The organism is Bacillus sp. A01H, assembly GCF_045277205.1.
GTDB lineage: Bacteria > Bacillota > Bacilli > Bacillales > Bacillaceae_G > Bacillus_A > Bacillus_A paranthracis.
The window spans coordinates 2,861,746-2,881,164 of record NZ_CP117702.1 but is presented as its reverse complement, the minus strand read 5'-3'; the positions used below and the strand labels follow the sequence as shown (position 1 = coordinate 2,881,164).

Here is a 19,419-nt window from a genome sequence, read left to right as displayed (position 1 = left end):
AGTAGTACAGTGATATAAATAGGAGGTTACCGCTATGACATCTGTATTTAAAGATATGGCGTTCCAGCTGAAAACGGAACGACTCGACCTGAATATGTGGGAGGAATCCGATGCAGTCTGGCTTAGAGAACTAGTTGGTGAACGTGGAGTTGAAATGCCAACCGTTGAATCTGTTCGTAACGATCTTATTGAGAAGCGCAAGATAGCAGCTGAAAATGGTATTTCTCTTCTCACGATTCGTAGACGAGACGAAGGCGATTTCATCGGTTACTGTGGCTTAATTATCGGTCGTTCCACGCTTGAAGAGCCGGAGATTGCATACGAGTTGTTCCGTAGTGCTCATCGCATGGGTTATGCGACAGAGGCAGCATCAGCGGTATTGGAGGCTGCGATTGCTACGGGGCGCAAAAGACTATGGTCTACTGTAGGCGCTTGGAATACTGCGTCTTTTCGGGTGTTAGAGAAGTTAGGATTTACGCGACATCATAGTACGTTTGGCGAACGCGGTGAGATTGTTTGGAATGTGCGCGATCTATAGATTAAATTCAAAACAATGAAAAACGTAAAAGAAAGCCCATATGTTAGATTACTCAGTAATCTAGCATATGGGCTTTTCCTTTAAATGCAATAGTTTGTTTTAATTTTTTACATCCTCATATAATTGGAGTGCCTCTTTCACATTCAACCCATTTTTCACAATCCCATGTATCGCTTGAATCATCGCAGCTGGATGTTCGGATTGCCATATGTTGCGGCCCATATCTACGCCGATTGCACCTTCTTGCAGGGCGTTATACGTAATGTTTAATGCGTCTTCAATTGAATCTAGTTTTGGGCCGCCCGCGATGACGACTGGGGCAGGGCAAGTGCTTGTAATTTTTTCGAATCCTTCGCAGTAATACGTTTTAATAATGTCAGCACCCATTTCAACGCATACACGGGAAGCAAGTGCTAAAAAGCGAGCTTCACGTTTTTGCAGTTCTTTTGCAACTGCGGTAATGCCAAGTACTGGCAGACCATAATCATGAGCTTCTGAAACTACATTTGCGAGATTTGTAACTGTTTGTGTTTCATAGTCTGATCCGACGAAAACAGATACACCGACGCCAATTGCATTTTGTTTTACTGCTTCTTTTACAGGGGTAACAATTGTTTCATTCGCTAAGTCTTTACCGACGACAGTAGCTCCGCCTGATACGCGCATAACCATCGGTGTACTGCAATTTTCAGGAATGCAGGAGTTAAGTACACCTCGCGTTAAAAAGAGGGAATCTGTGTAAGGAAGCAAGTTTTTAACTGTTTCAAGTGGTTGTTCAAGCCCGTGAATTGGTCCTAAAAAGTAGCCGTGATCTATCGCTAACATAACCGCTCTACCATCAGGTAAAATTGTATTTAATCGATTTTTAAATCCCCAAGTCATTCAAAATCACTCCTTCGTTAATGTTGGATTTTCCGTTTGAACAGTATCTTTATTTGGTAAATGTGGTGACTTTATAAAAACCGCTTTAAAAGGTTTGTCAGAATGGTTAATAAGATAGTGAGATTCATGAGGACGAACTTGCAGGACGTCACCTTGTTTCATTGGAACTCTTTCGTTATTTACATAGAAATCTATTTCACCTTCTAATGCATAAAAGACCTCTTCGCACGTCGTATGATAATGGTTTTGAAACTCCTGCCCAGGCTGAATGACAACAAGGCCAAGATCAATATTCGGACCTTGTATTAAATATTTCGGCCCGTTATCACCGAAGCGATAGGAGAAGTCATTTTCATTCGCTTTTAACATACATTCCACTCCTTTATGTAATGTGTTACAGTGCACCAGGCGCAATCCACATATGTGAAGTGAGTCCTTTATCAGCTAAAGCGAGCTGACTGTCATATACAGTTTTCCATGTTTCATAGAACTCTTTATATAGTTCGTGATTTTCAGTTACTGGTTCGAATGTTTGCTCCCACTGTACAAACTCTTCGGCAGTCTCTTCCATAGATGCATATATGCCAGCACCAACTCCTGCAGCAATCGCAGTTCCTAAAGCAGCTGCTTCTTTCACAACAGGTACTTTTACAGGAATACCAAGGACGTCTGATAGAATTTGTGGCCATAGTTTTCCTTTAGCGGCACCACCAGCAAAAACGACTTCAGAAGGGAATGTCCCTGTGAGATTTTCTATTAATTTTAAGTTTCCAAGTGTAACGAAGGCGGCATTTTCTTCAATAGCACGGAACAGTTCTTTTTTTCCACATTTGTCAGCGTCTAAACTTAAATTTAAAAAAGATGGTGCGGCATGACGCCAAGAAATGTAGTTCATAACGTTTGAAAAAGTAGGGATAATGCCATGTGAGCCGACAGGTACGTCTTTTGCTTGTTCTTCTAATAATTCATAAGCATCTACACCGAGTTTGTCAGCAAGTTTCTTTTCCTCTTGGCAAAAAGCGTCTCGAAACCAGCGCATAACGAGGCCTGGGAAAAAGGCAATCGTTTCATATTGCCATAGGTTACGTACGACGTGACAATTTATACGAATCGCAGCATGCGGATCTGGTATTGGCTCAGTAACATTCACTTCTTGTTGCCAAAAACTACCTCCGCATATTAATGTTTGATGTGGTTTCACGACTCCAGTTCCGAGTGATGCCATTTGAGCATCTCCGCCCCCGGCTACAACAGGAATTCCTTCACGTAATCCAGTTAATGCTGCACATTCTTTTGTAACATTACCAATCACAGTGCCAGCTTCATTTACTTTTGGTGAAAATGGTAAAGTTATACCACACTCTTTAGCTACATCGTTATCCCAATTTCTATTTTGTAAATCAAAGATTCCAGACGTACAACCGTTTGAAGGATCAATTTGCAGCACGCCGCTTAGTTTATATAAAATCCAATCGTTTAACATTGTAAAAGAGTGAATAGAATTATAGACGTCGGGTTCATGTTTTTTTATCCAAAGTAGGCGAGGTAAAGCACCTAATGAAAAAGTTTGACCAGACTTTGTATATAAATCTTTTTCAAGATGTGACCGAATTTCTTTTAGTTCACTAACCTCTGCAGATGCGCGTCCATCAACATTTGCACAAGCCCATATTTCTTGCCCATCTTGATCGTATAAAACAAATCCTTCCCGCATACTTGTAGCGCTAATAGCAAGAATAGAAGAGGCAGGAGTATTGCTTTTTTGAAGAACCTCTTTCGTGCATTCTTGTACTAGCTTCCAATTTTCTATTACATCAAAATTCATAGAGCCTGGGTAACGAGGGTCAGATTTATGAATCCATTCTTTTTGACTTACTGCAATTTGATTACCATGTAAATCAAAAAGAACTGCTCGAATGCTTCCTGTACCAGCATCGAAAGCTAATAAATGGGACATTAACAATCACCATCCTTTCGTAATAAGGAGAGGGCAGTTTCCTCATCGGTAATTAATGTATGAATAAACTTTCCTTTTAAGGCACCATAAATTGCATCTATCTTTTCTATACCTCCAGCAACACCGACGACATGATTCATATTGCGCAAAATAGAGAGAGGCGTGCCAATTAGACGATTGTGATGCGAGAGCTCTAATAAATTGCCATTTGTATCATAAAACTGTCCTAAAATATCGCCAGCACCGTTTTGACTACGAATATATGTCATCTCACGTAATGTTAATTTTTCTTTTTTTACAATCGTAGCGTCTTGAGATAGTCCTCCAATACCGACAACAGCCGTATGAGCAAGTGAAGCGACATGAAGCATATCTTTTACACTCGGTTCTGATAGAATACTTTGTGCCATTTCGGTTGTAGACGCTAGAAACGGCGTAGGGATAATGTGAAGATCACCTTGCATGTAATGTAAATAGTTTTGTTTTCTCGGGAGATAGTGATTTACTCCGCCTGTTAACGTTACGATTGAGAGATTAATAGAACTTTCGAAATGAATGTTTTCTAGCATTTTGCTAATTGTTTCTCCCCAGCCAATACCGAGTAAATCTCCTTGCTGGAGCTGAGTTTCTAAATATTGTGCAGCAGCTTTTCCGAGAGAATCGTGATAATTGTTTACTGGGGTCGGGATAATAAAAGCATCTTTTAAGTAGAACTTTTTCATTAAGTCACGCTCAATACTTAAACAGTGTAAACCAGTCCCTTTTACGTGAAATGTAACGATACCTTCACTCCGCGCCTTATCTAATAACCGGACGACTTTATTTCTTGAAATATGAAGAAGTGAAGCGATTTCCTGTTGTGTTAATTGGTCCTTATAATAGTACCAAGCTACTTTCGTTAATAAATTCTCTTCAAAGTTCAGCTGAGTCATACTCTTCATCCCTTTCAACAATTGACCACAGCTTAAACATATGTACCATATATTTTGTTTATTCCAGTTGAAGCGATTAATAGTACGTAGAAAAAAGTGTTCTAGATATAAAAAAAGGAATATACAATGCTACAAAACAAGTAGAACAAATAATCATTTTCTCAAAAAATGTTCTGTATAAAGGCAGGTGACATCATGTGGAGAACGTACCTTTATTACAAGTAAAAAAAATGAGTAAGGGGTTTTTAAATCAACTTGTATTAAAAGAAGTGAACATTCAAGTAGAGCGCGGAGATATATACGCATTAGTTGGAGGGAATGGTGCTGGGAAATCAACATTAATGAAAATATTAACGGGGTTATATTCGTATGATGATGGAGAAATATATGTAAAAGGAACGAAGCAACAGTTTTCAAATCCGTCAGAAGCACACCGAAAAGGTATGTATTTAATACCGCAAGAACCGCTCATTTTTCCGCATATGACTATTGAAGAAAATATATGTATCGGGTTAAAAGAAAAGAAAAAGAAATTAAGAGTACAGATTGAGCAATTGATTAACAGTCTAGGGTGGGATATTGACCTTAATGAACTAGGAGGATCATTATCGATTGCGCAACAACAGTTAGTAGAAATCGTTAGAGGATTAATAAGAGAAGCTGAGATTCTTATTCTAGATGAACCAACATCGACATTAACAACACACGAAATTAAGAGTCTTTTTGTGTTGATGAAAAGTTTACAAGAAAAAGGAATAGGGATGATTTATATTACGCATCGTTTTCCAGAAATCTTTGAAATTGCCGACAAAGTAGCAATACTACGTGATGGAATGATTGTAAGTCAAGGAGATGTATGTGACTATACATATGACATGCTGATGGAGGGGCTATTGCCAAAAGGGTATAAACAGAAAGAGAAAATAGAAGTAGTTCAAGAGAACACAAGGATGAAAAAAATATTAGAAGTAATTGATATAAATGGTCACGCATTCGAAAATATTTCATTCACTGTACATGCTGGTGAGATTGTAGGTATTGCTGGCATTGTTGGATCGGGCAGAACGGAATTAGCAGAAGCGATATTTGGATTGAAAACTGTAAAAACAGGGTCTATTTTATTAGATGGGAAATCAATTGATACATGTTCTTTGCATAAAAGGCTAGACGAAGGACTAGTTTATGTGCCGGAGGATAGGGCGAGGAATGGCATTTTCTCAATTGCTTCTGTTAAAGAAAATATTGCAGCAGCAAGTTTACAGCAAAATAATCGCTTTTTTATAAATCAAGAAAAAGAAAGCGCTTTAGTTAATTCGTTTATAGAACAGTTCCGAATTGTTGTACAGGATATGAATGAAGAACTGGCATCTTTATCAGGAGGTAATCAGCAGAAGGTCGTGCTTGCAAAGTATCTCGCATGTAATCCTAAAGTTATTATTCTTGATGAGCCGACTCGTGGAATTGATGCGAAAGCAAGGCTTGAAGTGTATGAGACGATCGAAAAAATGAAAAGGGAAGGACTCGCAATTTTATTAATCTCTTCAGATGTTGAAGAAATTGTTCAATTAGTAAACCGTGTATATGTAATGAGAAATGGACGATTTGTTTCTCATATGGAAAAAGAACAACTGAGTGTGAATGAAGTTACACGCCTTGCATACGGAGGTGTAGCGGAATGAAACGCATGCTAAAAATGCACGAAACGTCTATCATAACGTTACTACTAATTTATATAGCTATTGTAGGAATGATAAATCCTAGTTTTATTCAATTTAACTCGTTATCTTTAATGGTGAAATCAAGCGTTATTTTAGTCGTGTTAGCAATTGGCCAGTCGTTCGTCTTATTTACGAAAAATATAGATGTATCAGTTGGTTCAAGCATGGGGTTAAGTGCAGCAGTTTGCGGAATGTTGTTAACTGATGGATATCATGCATCTCTGTCCATACTTGCTGCTATTACACTTGGCGCTATTATCGGTTTCGTAAACGGGATGGGCGTTGCGAAGTTTCGAGTACCAGCCATTATTATGACATTAGGCATGTTAGGAATTATTAGGGGTGCCATGTTAATTTTTACAGGCGGGAAGTGGATTGAAGATATTCCAAACGATTTTAAGCAGCTGTCATCTATCGTCAGTTTTGGTTTACCTATAACTGTATGGTTCGTTCTTATTATTTTACTACTACTATATTTCTTTTTAAGGAAAGTGCCATTTGGAAGATACTTTTATGCGGTAGGTGATAATGAAGATGGCGCGAGACTTATTGGTATACCTGTTAATAAAGTGAAAATATGTGCGTTTATGATTTCAGGCATAAGTGCTGCGCTCGCTGGTTGCATATTTGTTATGAATATCGGATTCGTTCCTAATCAAACAGGAACTGGGATAGAACTACAGGTTATCGCAGCTGCTGTACTAGGGGGAGTTCATTTAAAAGGAGGAACAGGTTCTATAGTTGGAGCTGCATTAGGAGCGATATTTTTAGAGGCGATAAGCAGTTCACTCGTCTTTTTAAAAATACCAGCATTTTGGAATAATGCTATTTCAGGTTTCTTATTATTGCTAATCGTCATATTAGATAGCGTTATGAAAAAGTGGAAGGCAGAAAGGAGGATGAATCTATGAAGTATGTATACAGATGGGAAGGTGTTCTAATTGTATTGCTTCTTATAGAATTCATTCTCTTTAGTTTAATCAATAGTGATTTCTTAAATATTAGTAATCTCCTTTTTAGTACAAATGATTTCCTATTTATCGCAATTGCGGCGATACCAATGACTTTTGTTATTGTAACAGGAGGAATTGATGTATCGGTCGGCTCAATAATGGGGCTCACTTCGATCTTGATCGGTGTACTTTGGATGAACGGAATACCTATTTTGTTTGCTGTCATAATCGCCCTAATAATTAGTTGTTTAGCAGGCGCTATAAACGGACTCATTATAAAAATGACAGATGTAGAACCACTCGTCGTTACACTCGGAACGATGTTTTTATACGGAGGAATTGCACTCGTTATTTCAGGAGGAGCAGGTGCTTCTGGGTACGAAGGAATAAGCGGTTTACCTGACACATTTGTACAACTGGCAAACGGTAGTTTTATAGGAATACCGAATTTATTATGGCTACTGATCGTATTAACAGTTTTATGTACTGTATTATTTCACCGAACTATATACGGGCGCCATGTAAAATTAACAGGTGCGAACGAGAATACTGCAAAATACACCGGGATTAAAACGAAAAAAGTAGTCATTATCGCTTACATATTTTCCGGGTTAGGAGGTGGATTAGGAGGTGCTTTCTTAACCGCATATTTTGGTTCCGCACGTGCTGATATGGGAAGTGAAACAATTTTACCAATCATTACAGCAGTCGTATTAGGCGGGACACTTATTACGGGGGGAAAAGGAAGTATTATTGGTACTGTACTAGCGAGTGTTTTTATTGGGCTCATGCAGTATGGCTTGCAAATGACGGGTTTAACAAATGAACAATCCAATGTAGTAATAGGTATTATCCTTATTCTTTCAGTTATTATGAGACATTTCAAATTACATCAATTCTTAGCGGAGAAAAGAAGGAATTTGCATAAGGGGGAAATGTCATGAAGAAAAAACTAGGGATTGTATTGATTGTATGTATTTGTTTAATCGGTTTAATTGCGTGTTCTAGCCAAACGGCAGATAAGAAAAAGGCTGATGATGTAAAATTTGCATTTATTCCGAAATTAACAGGAGTTGGTTTCTTCACATCGGGTGGTGAAGGGGCAAAAGAGATGGGAGATAAGTTAGGCGTGCAAGTGAAGTATGATGGAGCGTCTGAAGCGAGCGTATCAGGGCAAGTAAAGTATATAAATAATTTTATTAACCAAAACTATGATGCACTTATGGTTTCCTCTACATCAGTTGATGGTTTATCGCAATCACTACAACGTGCTAAGAAAAAAGGAATGACGGTGTTAACATGGGATTCCGATGTGAATCCGAAAGATCGTTCCTTTTATATAAGCCAAGGAACACCAGACCAACTTGCTAATTTATTAATAGAAATGACTTCCAAGCAAATTGGAGATAAAGGGAAAGTAGCATTTTTTTATTCTAGCCCAACAGTAACAGATCAAAACCAATGGGTAACGAAAGCGAAAGAAATTATTAAAGAGAAATATCCGAACTGGGAAATTGTAACGACGCAGTACGGTGAAAATAATGCGCAAAAGTCTCTGTCAGTAGGGGAGAATATTTTAAAAACGTACCCTGATATTAATGCGGTCATTTGTCCAGATGCAACGGCACTTCCGGCAATGGCACAAGCAGCTGAAAATTTAAAAATGGATAAAAAGGTTGTCGTAACTGGCTTCTCTACACCAAACGTTATGCGTGATTACGTAAAACGAGGAACTGTACAACAATTCGGATTATGGGACGTAAAACAACAAGGTGCACTCGCAACGTATGTAGCAAATGAAATTGTTGTAAAAGGGAAGAAGTTAAAAGTAGGGGATAGCTTCGAAGTAAAAGGAATTGGAAAAGTGAAAGTAGAGCCAAACTCCATTCAAGGATATGATTATGAGGCAGAAGGAAACGGAATTATCGTATTGCCAGAGCGAGTTGTATTTACAAAGGATAATATTGAAAAATATAATTTCTAGTAACGAAAAAACGTCCGAATGTATCGGACGTTTTTATTTCTTCATTAATTATGAACTGTTTCTTTTTCATTTAATCCAAGGGTACGACCTGTAGAAGTGTGAAGGTCTTGGAATAATCTTGGATTTTCTGTTAATGAAATGCCGTAAGAAGGAATCATTTCTTTTATTTTTCCTTCCCATTCTACCATTCGACTTGGGAAACATTTTTCTAATACTTCAAGCATAACATGAACGGCAGTAGAAGCACCCGGTGAAGCACCTAGTAATGCTGCGATTGATCCATCAGCCGCACTAACAACTTCTGTACCGAATTGAAGTGTTCCTTTACCGCCAGCATCAGTATCTTTAATTACTTGTACACGCTGACCAGCAACTACAATATCCCAATCTTCACTTTTCGCGTTCGGAATGAATTCGCGTAATTCTTCCATACGTTTTTCGTGTGATAACATAACTTGCTGAATTAAGTATTTTGTTAGTCCCATTTCTTTTACACCAGCAGCTAACATCGTTAAGACGTTATTTGGTTTTACAGAACCAATTAAGTCAAGGTTTGAACCAGTTTTTAAGAACTTAGGAGAGAACCCTGCGAATGGTCCGAACAGTAAAGCTTTTTTGTTGTCTATATATCTCGTATCTAGATGAGGTACAGACATTGGCGGAGCGCCAACTTTAGCTTTACCGTATACTTTCGCATGATGTTGCTCTACAACTTTTTGGTTTTTACATACCATAAATAGTCCACTTACCGGGAATCCACCAATATGTTTTGATTCAGGGATACCAGTCTTTTGAAGTAGGGGTAGGCTACCGCCACCGCCGCCGATAAAGACGAATTTAGCAGTGTGATGCTCAATTTTACCACTATTCATATCGTGTACTTTCACTTCCCACAAACCATTTTTCGTGCGTTTAATGTTTTCGACACTATGTTTGTAGTTTAGCTCGACATTTTTCGTTTTTAAGTAATCAAACAACATTCGTGTTAATGCACCAAAATTAACATCTGTTCCAGAGTCAATTTTCGTTGCCGCCATAGGCTCATTAGATGTACGACCTTCCATAATGAGTGGAAGCCATTTTTTTAATGTTTCAGGAGAATCGGAAAACTCCATTCCTTGAAACAGCGGATTTTTTGAAAGCGCTTCAAAACGGTTTTTTAGAAACTGCACATTTTTTTCACCTTGTACTAAACTCATATGAGGTAGAGGCATAATAAAATCTTGTGGATTACGAATTAATTTGCTTTTTACAAGATATGCCCAAAATTGTCTTGAAAGCTGGAATTGCTCATTCACTTTTACAGCCTTACTAATATCTATAGATCCGTCAGATTTTTCGGAAGTATAGTTCAGTTCGCATAGCGCAGAATGCCCTGTACCTGCATTATTCCATTCATTAGAGCTTTCTTCCCCGGCACTTGCGAGTTTTTCAAAAACTTTAATTTCCCATTCTGGTGCTAATTCTTTTAGCAATGAGCCTAACGTTGCACTCATAATTCCTGCACCAATTAAGATAACGTCTGTTTTTTGCTGCATGTTGCTCATGATAATCTCTCCATCCCCTATATTGGCAAAAAAGAGTAGGTGTTTACTGTGTCTAAGCCGTAAAAAGAAAACACCGCCTAGGCCCCACCTAGGTATTTACCTTTTTTGTCTCAATTATATAACCATCTCATACTCTATTATAATAATTAATAGACTAAAATATCTAGTGTTATCTGATAATTTTAAACTATTTAACGTTTTATTCGCCAAAAATCTTATTTAACAAGCTCTTTTAAGGTGATAAATAGAAAAAAATTACAGTTTGAAATTATCTCGAAAAAGCTTACGTATCCAAAAGTGGGTAGAAAGGATACCTTTTTTATGGGACTTTTTTCAAAACCTATTGTATGATTATTCTGAAAGTTAAAAGGAGGGATACACATGCGTACACAAGAACAAATCGCAAACTTATTTCGAAATTTTTCAATAAAGGAATGTAAAGGGTCAAGTGACTTATATGAATATTTATCAATGAAAATTGCTGAAGATGAGGAAGTACTTACACTATCGTCCTATGCTCAGATAGGTCAACCAGTCCCAAACTTATTATTAGGTGCAGTACATTATTTATTGTTAGCAGGGAAAGAACATCATGTAAAAACGTATTATAGTAGCTTAGTTGAACATGCTAATACGGATTTAGATCAAGCTTTTAATCATTTTAAAGATTTCTGTAAAATGTACAGAGAAGAAATGATTAATTTATTACAAACGAAACTCGTTCAAACGAATGAAGTAAGACGATGTGCGTACTTATATCCAAGTTTCAGTTACATATTTAACAAAGTGAATAAACCGTTAGCGTTAATAGAAATTGGGACAAGTTCTGGATTACAATTATTTTGGGACCAATATAGCTATTCGTACGGTACAGATGAAACATACGGAAATATAAACTCGAATGTACATGTAACTTCTGAAATAAGAGGGGAGAATGTGCCTCATTTATTAAAAGAAAGTCCACCTGTCGTAGAAAGAATTGGACTAGATTTACATGTAAACGATTTACATAGTGATGAAGATTATTTATGGCTACGTGCACCCATTTGGCCAGAACATAAAGAAAGGCTTGAACTGTTTGACAAAGCTGCATCTTTAGTAAAAAATAAATCTGTTCAATTAATAGAAGGAGACGGTGTAGAGTTATTACCATCTATTATTAAACAAATAAGTGAAGATGCTGTTATCTGCATTTTCCATACACACGTCGCCAATCAAATACCAGAACAAGTAAAACGTAAGCTGGAAAAACAAATCCAAGAAATCGGTGCAAAGCGTGATGTATTCCATCTTTATAACAACATGTGGGACCGGGACCTTCATATTGATTATTATATTAACGGAAACGAATATCGTGAAACGGTTGGAGAAACGGAAGGGCATGGGAGATGGTTTAGCTGGAAACTTGGGAATGAGATGCTTTGTTAATATTTGAGAAATTTTTATTTTCAAGAAATTAGATAATGAAATTCCAGAAAATGAAAGTGACTAGTTACTTTCATTTTTCTTTTGTGATAATATGTTAGTAATTACTTACTTACATATTGAATGGAGGAATAAAAATGGGGAAATTAACAGCACGAGAAAAAGTTATGGAAGCTGCTACGCTATTATTCGGGGAAAAGGGGTATACAGCGACAACCATTCGTGAAGTGGCAGAAAAAGCAGGAGTAAGCGAATTAACGATATTCCGTAATTTTAAAAATAAGGAAAATCTTTTTAGGGAGAGTATTATTTTACGGACGACACCAGTTGCTTTGCTAGAGGAAATAGAAGAGCAATTTACTGGTGATTTACATAAGGACCTTACGAAAGTGGCGGAAACATATATTCAAACCAATTTACCAAAGCTAAATTATATTTGGGCTGCGTTAATAGAATCAAGACAAAATAGTGAAATGAAAGCATTACTACATGAGTTGAATTCACATCTAGTGAATCACTTAGAAAGATATTTAAAGCAACTTGGTGAGAAGGGACACATTTCCAACTGTAATTACCGTTTGATAGCGAATATGTTTTATGGACAACTGTTTTTATACATTATGAATGGAAGTATATCGGAAGAAGAAATTCAATTAGAAGAGTATATAGAGACATGTGTAAATTTATTTATGAATGGGATTTTAAATAAATAAAACGAATAAGGGTGGCAGAAATGAGGAATATATTTGCATTAATAGCTTTAATTGCAGGTTTTTTTATGGCAATTTTAGATTCGAATATTGTGAATATTGTATTACCAGAAATGACAAAGACATTTCATACTTCAATTGATACAATTTCTTGGGTTGCTAATAGTTATAATGTTGCCTTTGTATCGTTTGTATTAATTGCAGCACGCCTGGCGGATCAGTTTGGTCGCAAGAAACTGTATATTATTGGTTTATTGGGGTTTTCTGTTAGTTCATTTATGTGTGGTATAGCCAATTCTTTTCATATATTAGTAGCTTTTAGGATAATACAAGGAATTTCCGCCGCAGTTATCGTACCAGTTGCTATGCCATTAGGCCTTAATTTAGTACCGAAAGAGAAACAAGGTATGATAGGAGGCATCATGGGAGCTTTTGGGGGATTAGCAGCGGCAATTGGCCCTTCACTTGGAGGTGTTTTAACTGACAAATTAAATTGGAGTTGGGTGTTTTTTATTAATATACCAGTGGGTATATTATCTTTCATCTTCGTGATTCTTTGTATTAAGGAATCGTATGATCATGCTACAAGCTCTAAAATAGATTGGGCAGGGATGATTACTTCTGCATCTGCACTATGCTTACTCGTATATGCACTCATACAAGTAAATACAAATCATTTAAGCACGATAAGATTAATACTTCTTTTTATGCTCTCATTCATAGGTTTTATATTATTTTTTATCATTGAAAAGAAAAGTGAAAATCCAATGTTGCCATTAAGAATATTCACAAATAAAGAGTTCTCAATCTCGAATTTTTCTTTATTCTTTGTTGGAATGGGACTAATGAACTTTTTATTTATACTTGCTTTTTATTTTGTTCAAGTAGAAGGTATGTCTGAATTACAGTCAGGTTTAATAATTAGCACGCTAGCGATTGTTTCGATGCTTGTTACAGCAATAGTAACACCACTTGCAGCAAAGCGGGGAAGTTCATTAATAGGTAGTATAGGGCTATTAACATTTATCGTAGCGTCATATTTATTTAGTCAAATAGATTCAAACTTTACTACATGGGATTATATTTGGAGGCTAATAATCGTTGGAATTGGAACTGGGTGCACATTAGCACCATATACAACAACGGCAGTTTTAAGTGTGCCTATTGAAAAGTCAGGTGTTGCTGCAAGTATTTGTAATATTTCAAGAACAGTTGGAAGTATTGTTGGGGTTGCGATACTTGTGATGTTTCTGAATCATCAATTGTTAGTTGAAAAAGAGAAGGTAAATAGGGAAGTAGTAACTGTGATTAAAAAAAGTGATTTGTCAAATTTAGAAAGGGGGGAAGTACTGCAAGCGGTAAATAAAAAACAGCAAATCATCTTAAAACCTGATGGAGAGCGAAAAATTTACAAACAAGTAAAGGAGGAATATCAGCAAGGAATAATTCGTAGTTATAATTTAGCATTTTTAATGGGCGCAACTATATTTTTTATCGCATTTATTTTTAATATAGGAAGAGTCTTATTAGAGAAGAAAAGAAGAGGATCGTTTGAATAAAGAAAAAGGCTGTGCGTCATATAGAGCACAGCCTTTTTATAGTGATATGTATTTAATCAAAACCCAGGTAATCCATCAACCTCACAAATTTTCTTGGATGTAAAACTTATATTTAGTAAAATTTTGCGCGAGGGGATGTTGTTCGGACCAATAATTACAATATAGTTTTGGCATAGTATTCCTCCAAACTAAAATTTTTTTTGGTCGTCAGAAAAGATTGTCTTTAACACTATTACTTACACTACCATAACCGTTGTTTTCAGTAAAACACGCTCCATCTAATGTAAGATTCCCTGAATGTTGTAATGTATTAAAAGTTCATTGGTACGCTCATTACTAAGTCGTAACATGTCATATATGTATTTTTGGCTATATTGAGGATAGGTTGGTTTTATATATGTTTTAGTAATTGAAAGAAAACTATTAAGTATGAAGAAGGGGATAAAACGTTTATAGGGGATATAGAAAGTTATAATATATAGAATTAGAAATAAGAATTTGATAGTATTGGAGTAAGGAGTTTTAATAACAGTATATTAAGTCGTATTAATATATCTGTTGTGAATGCTTTCATTAAATCTCTTATTTTAATGGGAGTATTTGATAGAATTCAAAAAATATAATGGAGGTTAATATGAAAAAAGTAATTGGCGCAGCAACAGCAACTGTTTTCGGATTGGGAGCATTTACTACAACTGCTACTGCAGAAACGATCGTAACAGCAGATGTACTCAACGTACGTGAAAAACCGACTACAGAATCAAAAGTGGTCGAAAAAGTAAAAAACGGGGAAGAGTTAAAAGTCATCAATACCGAAGATGGCTGGTCAAAAATTGAGTTAAATGGTAAAGAAGTATTTGTAAGCTCGGAGTTTACGAAAGATATTTACCATGTAACAGCAGATTTGTTAAATGTACGTTCTGAATCAAACACAGAATCAAAAATTCTTGGCAGACTGAAAAAAGATGATGTAATTGAATCAACGAAGCAAGTAAAAGACGGATGGCTACAATTTGAGTATAAGGGAAAAACAGCTTATGTAAATGCTTCTTTCTTATCAAGTAAAGCACCAATTGAAAAAAAGGCTGACGAGAAAACGAAGCAAGTAGCGAAAGTACAAAAATCGGTGAAAGCTAAGGAAGAAGCTAAAACACAGAAGATAACAAAGGCAAAAGAAACAATAAAACCTAAGGAAGAAGTGAAAGTGCAAGAAGTAGCGAAACCTAAGGAAGAAGTGAAAGTGCAAGAAGTAGCGAAACCTAAGGAAGAAGTGAAAGTGCAAGAAGTAGCGAAACCTAAGGAAGAAGTGAAAGTGCAAGAAGTAGCGAAACCTAAGGAAGAAGTGAAAGTACAAGAAGTAGCGAAACCTAAGGAAGAAGTGAAAGTGCAAGAAGTAGCGAAACCTAAGGAAGAAGTGAAAGTGCAAGAAGTAGCGAAACCTAAGGAAGAAGTGAAAGTGCAAGAAGTAGCGAAACCTAAGGAAGAAGTGAAAGTGCAAGAAGTAGCGAAACCTAAGGAAGAAGTGAAAGTACAAGAAGTAGCGAAACCTAAGGAAGAAGTGAAAGTGCAAGAAGTAGCGAAACCTAAGGAAGAAGTGAAAGTGCAAGAAGTAGCGAAACCTAAGGAAGAAGTGAAAGTGCAAGAAGTAGCGAAACCTAAGGAAGAAGTGAAAGTGCAAGAAGTAGCGAGACCTAAGGAAGAAGTGAAAGTGCAAGAAGTAGCGAAACCTAAGGAAGAAGTGAAAGTGCAAGAAGTAGCGAAACCTAAGGAAGAAGTGAAAGTGCAAGAGATAGCCAAAGCTAAGGAAGAAGCAAAAGTGCAAGAGATAGCCAAAGCTAAGGAAGAAGCAAAAGTGCAAGAGATAGCCAAAGCTAAGGAAGAAGCAAAGGCACAAGAGATAGCAAAGGCTAAGGAAGAAGCAAAAGCGCAAGAAATAGCCAAAGCTAAGGAAGAGGCGAAAGCACAAGAGATAGCCAAAGCTAAGGAAGAGGCGAAAGCACGAGAAATAGCAAAGGCTAAGGAAGAAGCGAAAGCACGAGAAATAGCCAAAGCCAAGGAAGAGGCAAAAGCACGAGAAGCACTAAAGGCAAAAGAAGAGTCTAAAAATAACGCGCAGTCTGCTAAACGTGAATTAAGGGTGGTGGCGACAGCATATACTGCTGATCCGAGTGAGAATGGTACATATGGTGGACGCGTTTTAACTGCGATGGGGCATGATTTAACGGCTAATCCAAATATGAGAATTATCGCAGTAGATCCGAAAGTAATTCCATTAGGATCTAAAGTATGGGTAGAAGGTTATGGAGAAGCAATCGCTGGAGATACCGGAAGTGCAATTAAAGGTAATCGCATTGATGTATTAATGGGTTCAAAAAGTAAAGCGATGAATTGGGGAAGACAAACAGTTAAAGTGAAGATTTTATAATAAATCTAGAATATAACATAATGAAAATAAGACTGACATATTCTGTCAGTCTTATTTTCGTACCATCACATCATTAAGAATTGCATCAAATATATCTTTTTGTGTGAAGTTATCTGTAAAAATAGTTTCTCTAGTAACTTCAATTGTATCGTGCGGATTATACCATTTTTGTAGGGAGTCCTCACCAAATTCATGCCGCTTTTCCCTTGTGTTATGTCGTCGAATCGTTTCTTTTAACGATAAATCAAAGTAATATGTATACGCGTTTCCTTCAAAAAAATGTATTAATTCTTTCAGCATATCACCGTATCTACGTCTGTTTAAAATACCTTCTAAAATAACAAACTCACATTTCCCTTTTCCGTACTTTGTAATTTCAAATAGTAAATTGTGTGATAAATTACCGATCGTGTCGTGTACTCTAAGCATATCTCTACGTACAACATCCTGTGATACTAAAAGTGTGCCTTGTCCGAAATGTTCTTGTAGTTGCTTTGCGATTGTTGTTTTACCACTTGCGGAGTTTCCTCTAAGGATGATTAATGTTGATTTTATAGGATTAGACATAATGTATTCCCCCAACGTGAATGATTATATAGAAAATTTTAACAAATGAAACGTAGAAAGTGTATAATTAATATGATGTAAATAAAAAAGGTGGGGCGAAATGGAAGCGAATTTAAATAAGGCGCAACCAATTTGGAAACGAACATGGTTTCGCTATCTTGGGGTATTTATAATTTTACAATTGTTGTTTATTATTTGTGAAGTAACTGCATGGGCACCAAACTTTAGACCTGGCGGAGAATTTTTTAATAGAGTATTAAATTCTCAATTTTTCACAGAATGGTTCACTCCATATGAAATTCCTCATTTTAATGTGTTTACAGCATTTTTTGCGATTACATTGTTACCATACGCACTAATAGGTGCAATGAAAGATTTCACTACAAGAAAAATATAAAGAATTAAAAAGAGGTACTATATGCTATTTCAAAAAGATAATGTATCGGTTAGGTACGTAGTAGAAGAGGATGCACCAATCATTTCAAAATGGTTAACAGACCAAGAAGTACTTCAATATTACGAAGGACGAGATAACCCGCAATCAGTAGAAATGGTACTGGATCATTTTATACATAATCCAAATAGTCATGAAAAAAGATGCTTAATAGAGTTTGATGGTGTGCCGATCGGTTATATTCAAATGTATCCAGTTGATTCGGAGTGGAAAACTTTATATGGCTATGAAGCATCACAAAATGTATGGGGGATGGATCAATTTATTGGAGAACCAACTTATTGGGGAAAAGGAATTGGAACAAAATTTGTTAAGGCCGCAATTACATACATTTTGAGCGAAATAGGAGCAGAAGCAATCGCAATGGATCCGAAAGTAAATAATGAACGTGCAATAAAGTGTTATGAAAAATGTGGATTTAAAAAGGTGAAGATTTTAAAGGAACATGAACTGCATGAAGGGGTATTAGAAGATTGTTGGATGATGGAATATAAATAAAAGGGAGCTGCGCGATATGAAAAAAGCATTAATAGTAATCGATGTACAAGCAGGTATGTATACAGCAGGAATGCCAGTACATAATGGGGAAAAGTTTTTAGAGACATTACAAGAGCTTATTGGGGAATGCCGTTTAAATGATATACCGGTTATTTATGTACAACATAACGGACCAAAAGATCATCCGTTAGAAAAAGGTACAGATGGCTGGAAGATCCATGTGGAAATTGCACCACAAGAAGGGGACAGTATCGTTGAAAAAACGACCCCAGATTCATTCCACAAGACGAACCTAAAAGAAGTATTGCAAGACAAGGGAATCGATCATGTTATCATTTCAGGAATGCAAACGGAGTACTGTGTGGATACGACAACGCGAAGAGCGTTTAGTGAAGGGTATAAAGTAACGTTAGTGAGCGATGCACATAGTACGTTTGATACAGAGGTGTTACGTGCTGAAGACATTGTGAAGCATCATAACGTAGTGTTTGGAGCGTTTGCTAATGTTGTTACGTTAAAAGATTTGAAAGAAACTGTCTCTAAATAAGAGGCAGTTTTTTATTAGAGGAAATCATGTCAAATAATGTCGGTAAGTCGATATATTGCAATAATCGTTGATATATTTGAAAAATCGTTTATATGATTTCACGTACCATAATGAAAACACAAAAAAAGAGCACCACAAAATTAAAAAGGGCGCTCCTACATCAAAATATTACTTCTTTTTATCTTTATCCAATATATTTTGCTCTTCAGCAAACTCCGTACCATATGCGAAGCGACGATTAATACGAATATTATCGTTGTGGTGCTTTGTGTGAGAGTTAGAGAAGCGATGAACGATTACTTCTGATAATGTGAAGACAATTGCGGAAAGGATGCTTCCCCATGCAATTTGCATGTAGTTGTCTAATAAAATATTACCGAAAATCCATACGCTTAAATACGTTAGTAAGAAATCCGACATAATAGCACCGGTATTACCGATTCGATTTAATATGATTTTATCAACGAACATATAAGATACGATTGTAACAAAGAGACTGAACGAAATAATTTGGACGAACGTTGCTGGGAAAAATAAAGCGAGTCCGATACTAAATGCGATAATGCACGATATAAACTTGATAAGCACTACTGTGAAATCATTCAAAATTTACACCTCCGTTTTATCCATAGTTTTGCAATAAATATAGGAGTTCATACATTGTAACGGATATATTTACATAAAACTTTTTCATGTCAATTATTTGTCTAAATATTAAAAAAA

The 19,419-nt window shown here is 36.4% G+C and carries 19 protein-coding genes and 1 pseudogene; 12 read left to right on the top strand and 8 right to left on the bottom strand.

From position 1 onward, the window contains the following. Positions 1 to 34 precede the first annotated feature (34 nt). The gene (locus PSR14_RS15205; protein ID WP_000204931.1) at positions 35 to 538 is read left to right on the top strand and encodes a GNAT family N-acetyltransferase; all 504 of its coding nucleotides are present in this window, start codon (positions 35 to 37) and stop codon (positions 536 to 538) included. 99 nt (positions 539 to 637) lie between these two features. Here the strand turns inward: PSR14_RS15205 and lsrF are convergent, their stop codons facing one another. The 4 genes from lsrF to PSR14_RS15185 are packed head-to-tail and all read right to left on the bottom strand — an operon-like array spanning position 638 to position 4,309. Continuing rightward, positions 638 to 1,420 carry a 3-hydroxy-5-phosphonooxypentane-2,4-dione thiolase gene (lsrF, locus tag PSR14_RS15200; RefSeq protein WP_000219760.1) on the bottom strand — a complete coding sequence of 261 codons (783 nt, stop codon included), beginning with the start codon at positions 1,418 to 1,420 and terminating at the stop codon, positions 638 to 640. A gap of 6 nt (positions 1,421 to 1,426) precedes the next feature. After that, complete coding sequence (locus PSR14_RS15195) at positions 1,427 to 1,789, bottom strand: dimethylsulfonioproprionate lyase family protein (RefSeq protein ID WP_000909989.1); 363 nt, start codon at positions 1,787 to 1,789, stop codon at positions 1,427 to 1,429. A gap of 25 nt (positions 1,790 to 1,814) precedes the next feature. Continuing rightward, the gene (gene lsrK, locus PSR14_RS15190; RefSeq protein WP_142328652.1) at positions 1,815 to 3,377 is read right to left on the bottom strand and encodes an autoinducer-2 kinase; all 1,563 of its coding nucleotides are present in this window, start codon (positions 3,375 to 3,377) and stop codon (positions 1,815 to 1,817) included. Beyond that, entirely contained in the window at positions 3,377 to 4,309 is a 933-nt protein-coding gene (locus tag PSR14_RS15185; RefSeq protein WP_000192720.1) for a sugar-binding transcriptional regulator, read from the bottom strand. Before PSR14_RS15185 ends, lsrK begins: the two co-directional genes overlap by 1 nt. Positions 4,310 to 4,506: 197 nt before the next feature. Between PSR14_RS15185 and PSR14_RS15180 the strand changes: the two genes are divergently transcribed. From PSR14_RS15180 to lsrB, 4 genes are read left to right on the top strand one after another with little or no spacing between them, the layout of a single operon-like run. Further along, positions 4,507 to 5,988, top strand: coding sequence for a sugar ABC transporter ATP-binding protein (locus PSR14_RS15180; RefSeq protein WP_113732525.1), 1,482 nt, complete (start codon positions 4,507 to 4,509; stop codon positions 5,986 to 5,988). Next, positions 5,985 to 6,938: an ABC transporter permease subunit gene (locus tag PSR14_RS15175; RefSeq protein ID WP_098487280.1), complete on the top strand. Its 954-nt coding sequence runs from the start codon at positions 5,985 to 5,987 to the stop codon at positions 6,936 to 6,938. The genes PSR14_RS15180 and PSR14_RS15175 overlap by 4 nt, the downstream gene beginning before the upstream one ends. Next, positions 6,935 to 7,924, top strand: a complete 990-nt coding sequence (locus tag PSR14_RS15170) for an ABC transporter permease (RefSeq protein ID WP_113732524.1) — start codon at positions 6,935 to 6,937, stop codon at positions 7,922 to 7,924. Before PSR14_RS15175 ends, PSR14_RS15170 begins: the two co-directional genes overlap by 4 nt. Beyond that, positions 7,921 to 8,964: an autoinducer 2 ABC transporter substrate-binding protein LsrB gene (gene lsrB, locus PSR14_RS15165; protein ID WP_098487278.1), complete on the top strand. Its 1,044-nt coding sequence runs from the start codon at positions 7,921 to 7,923 to the stop codon at positions 8,962 to 8,964. The genes PSR14_RS15170 and lsrB overlap by 4 nt, the downstream gene beginning before the upstream one ends. A 44-nt stretch (positions 8,965 to 9,008) precedes the next feature. Here the strand turns inward: lsrB and PSR14_RS15160 are convergent, their stop codons facing one another. Next, entirely contained in the window at positions 9,009 to 10,511 is a 1,503-nt protein-coding gene (locus PSR14_RS15160; protein ID WP_000069168.1) for a malate:quinone oxidoreductase, read from the bottom strand. A gap of 381 nt (positions 10,512 to 10,892) precedes the next feature. On the opposite strand from PSR14_RS15160, the gene PSR14_RS15155 reads away from it, so the two are divergent. The 3 genes from PSR14_RS15155 (at position 10,893) to PSR14_RS15145 (ending at position 14,205) form a co-directional block, all read left to right on the top strand. Next, a complete protein-coding gene (locus PSR14_RS15155) occupies positions 10,893 to 11,939 on the top strand; it encodes a DUF2332 domain-containing protein (RefSeq protein WP_098487277.1) in 1,047 nt (348 codons plus the stop codon). A gap of 134 nt (positions 11,940 to 12,073) precedes the next feature. Beyond that, positions 12,074 to 12,649: a TetR/AcrR family transcriptional regulator gene (locus PSR14_RS15150; RefSeq protein ID WP_098487276.1), complete on the top strand. Its 576-nt coding sequence runs from the start codon at positions 12,074 to 12,076 to the stop codon at positions 12,647 to 12,649. Positions 12,650 to 12,669: 20 nt separating this feature from the next. Then, positions 12,670 to 14,205 (top strand): MFS transporter, encoded by a 1,536-nt coding sequence (locus PSR14_RS15145; RefSeq protein ID WP_098487275.1) that lies wholly within the window; start codon positions 12,670 to 12,672, stop codon positions 14,203 to 14,205. Positions 14,206 to 14,261: 56 nt separating this feature from the next. Here PSR14_RS15145 and PSR14_RS15140 read toward each other — a convergent pair. Beyond that, positions 14,262 to 14,360 (bottom strand): annotated as a pseudogene (locus PSR14_RS15140) (N-acetyltransferase); the annotation flags it as partial. Between the two features lie 479 nt (positions 14,361 to 14,839). Between PSR14_RS15140 and entB the strand changes: the two are divergent. Next, a complete protein-coding gene (gene entB, locus PSR14_RS15135; protein ID WP_406644025.1) occupies positions 14,840 to 16,630 on the top strand; it encodes a cell wall-binding protein EntB in 1,791 nt (596 codons plus the stop codon). A 51-nt stretch (positions 16,631 to 16,681) separates the two neighbouring features. Here entB and PSR14_RS15130 read toward each other — a convergent pair whose 3' ends face one another. Continuing rightward, positions 16,682 to 17,197: a kinase gene (locus tag PSR14_RS15130; RefSeq protein WP_098487214.1), complete on the bottom strand. Its 516-nt coding sequence runs from the start codon at positions 17,195 to 17,197 to the stop codon at positions 16,682 to 16,684. Positions 17,198 to 17,297: 100 nt separating this feature from the next. Here PSR14_RS15130 and PSR14_RS15125 point away from each other — a divergent pair, with 100 nt between their 5' ends. Genes PSR14_RS15125 through PSR14_RS15115 form a run of 3 tightly spaced genes read left to right on the top strand, consistent with a single transcriptional unit; the run spans position 17,298 to position 18,696 of the window. Continuing rightward, entirely contained in the window at positions 17,298 to 17,594 is a 297-nt protein-coding gene (locus PSR14_RS15125; RefSeq protein WP_061130972.1) for a YfzA family protein, read from the top strand. Positions 17,595 to 17,615: 21 nt separating this feature from the next. Continuing rightward, positions 17,616 to 18,149, top strand: a complete 534-nt coding sequence (locus tag PSR14_RS15120; RefSeq protein WP_061130973.1) for a GNAT family N-acetyltransferase — start codon at positions 17,616 to 17,618, stop codon at positions 18,147 to 18,149. A gap of 16 nt (positions 18,150 to 18,165) precedes the next feature. After that, complete coding sequence (locus PSR14_RS15115; RefSeq protein ID WP_073535833.1) at positions 18,166 to 18,696, top strand: cysteine hydrolase family protein; 531 nt, start codon at positions 18,166 to 18,168, stop codon at positions 18,694 to 18,696. Between the two features lie 168 nt (positions 18,697 to 18,864). Here the strand turns inward: PSR14_RS15115 and PSR14_RS15110 are convergent, their stop codons facing one another. Further along, positions 18,865 to 19,302, bottom strand: coding sequence for a YndM family protein (locus tag PSR14_RS15110; RefSeq protein ID WP_000997701.1), 438 nt, complete (start codon positions 19,300 to 19,302; stop codon positions 18,865 to 18,867). Positions 19,303 to 19,419 lie beyond the last annotated feature (117 nt).

Coding starts and splice junctions, on each gene's coding strand:
- PSR14_RS15205 (WP_000204931.1), top strand. CDS start 35: ATGACATCTGTATTTAAAGATATGGCGTTCCAGCTGAAAACGGAACGA.
- lsrF (WP_000219760.1), bottom strand. CDS start 1,420: ATGACTTGGGGATTTAAAAATCGATTAAATACAATTTTACCTGATGGT.
- PSR14_RS15195 (WP_000909989.1), bottom strand. CDS start 1,789: ATGTTAAAAGCGAATGAAAATGACTTCTCCTATCGCTTCGGTGATAAC.
- lsrK (WP_142328652.1), bottom strand. CDS start 3,377: ATGTCCCATTTATTAGCTTTCGATGCTGGTACAGGAAGCATTCGAGCA.
- PSR14_RS15185 (WP_000192720.1), bottom strand. CDS start 4,309: ATGACTCAGCTGAACTTTGAAGAGAATTTATTAACGAAAGTAGCTTGG.
- PSR14_RS15175 (WP_098487280.1), top strand. CDS start 5,985: ATGAAACGCATGCTAAAAATGCACGAAACGTCTATCATAACGTTACTA.
- PSR14_RS15170 (WP_113732524.1), top strand. CDS start 6,935: ATGAAGTATGTATACAGATGGGAAGGTGTTCTAATTGTATTGCTTCTT.
- lsrB (WP_098487278.1), top strand. CDS start 7,921: ATGAAGAAAAAACTAGGGATTGTATTGATTGTATGTATTTGTTTAATC.
- PSR14_RS15160 (WP_000069168.1), bottom strand. CDS start 10,511: ATGAGCAACATGCAGCAAAAAACAGACGTTATCTTAATTGGTGCAGGA.
- PSR14_RS15155 (WP_098487277.1), top strand. CDS start 10,893: ATGCGTACACAAGAACAAATCGCAAACTTATTTCGAAATTTTTCAATA.
- PSR14_RS15150 (WP_098487276.1), top strand. CDS start 12,074: ATGGGGAAATTAACAGCACGAGAAAAAGTTATGGAAGCTGCTACGCTA.
- PSR14_RS15145 (WP_098487275.1), top strand. CDS start 12,670: ATGAGGAATATATTTGCATTAATAGCTTTAATTGCAGGTTTTTTTATG.
- entB (WP_406644025.1), top strand. CDS start 14,840: ATGAAAAAAGTAATTGGCGCAGCAACAGCAACTGTTTTCGGATTGGGA.
- PSR14_RS15130 (WP_098487214.1), bottom strand. CDS start 17,197: ATGTCTAATCCTATAAAATCAACATTAATCATCCTTAGAGGAAACTCC.
- PSR14_RS15125 (WP_061130972.1), top strand. CDS start 17,298: ATGGAAGCGAATTTAAATAAGGCGCAACCAATTTGGAAACGAACATGG.
- PSR14_RS15120 (WP_061130973.1), top strand. CDS start 17,616: ATGCTATTTCAAAAAGATAATGTATCGGTTAGGTACGTAGTAGAAGAG.
- PSR14_RS15115 (WP_073535833.1), top strand. CDS start 18,166: ATGAAAAAAGCATTAATAGTAATCGATGTACAAGCAGGTATGTATACA.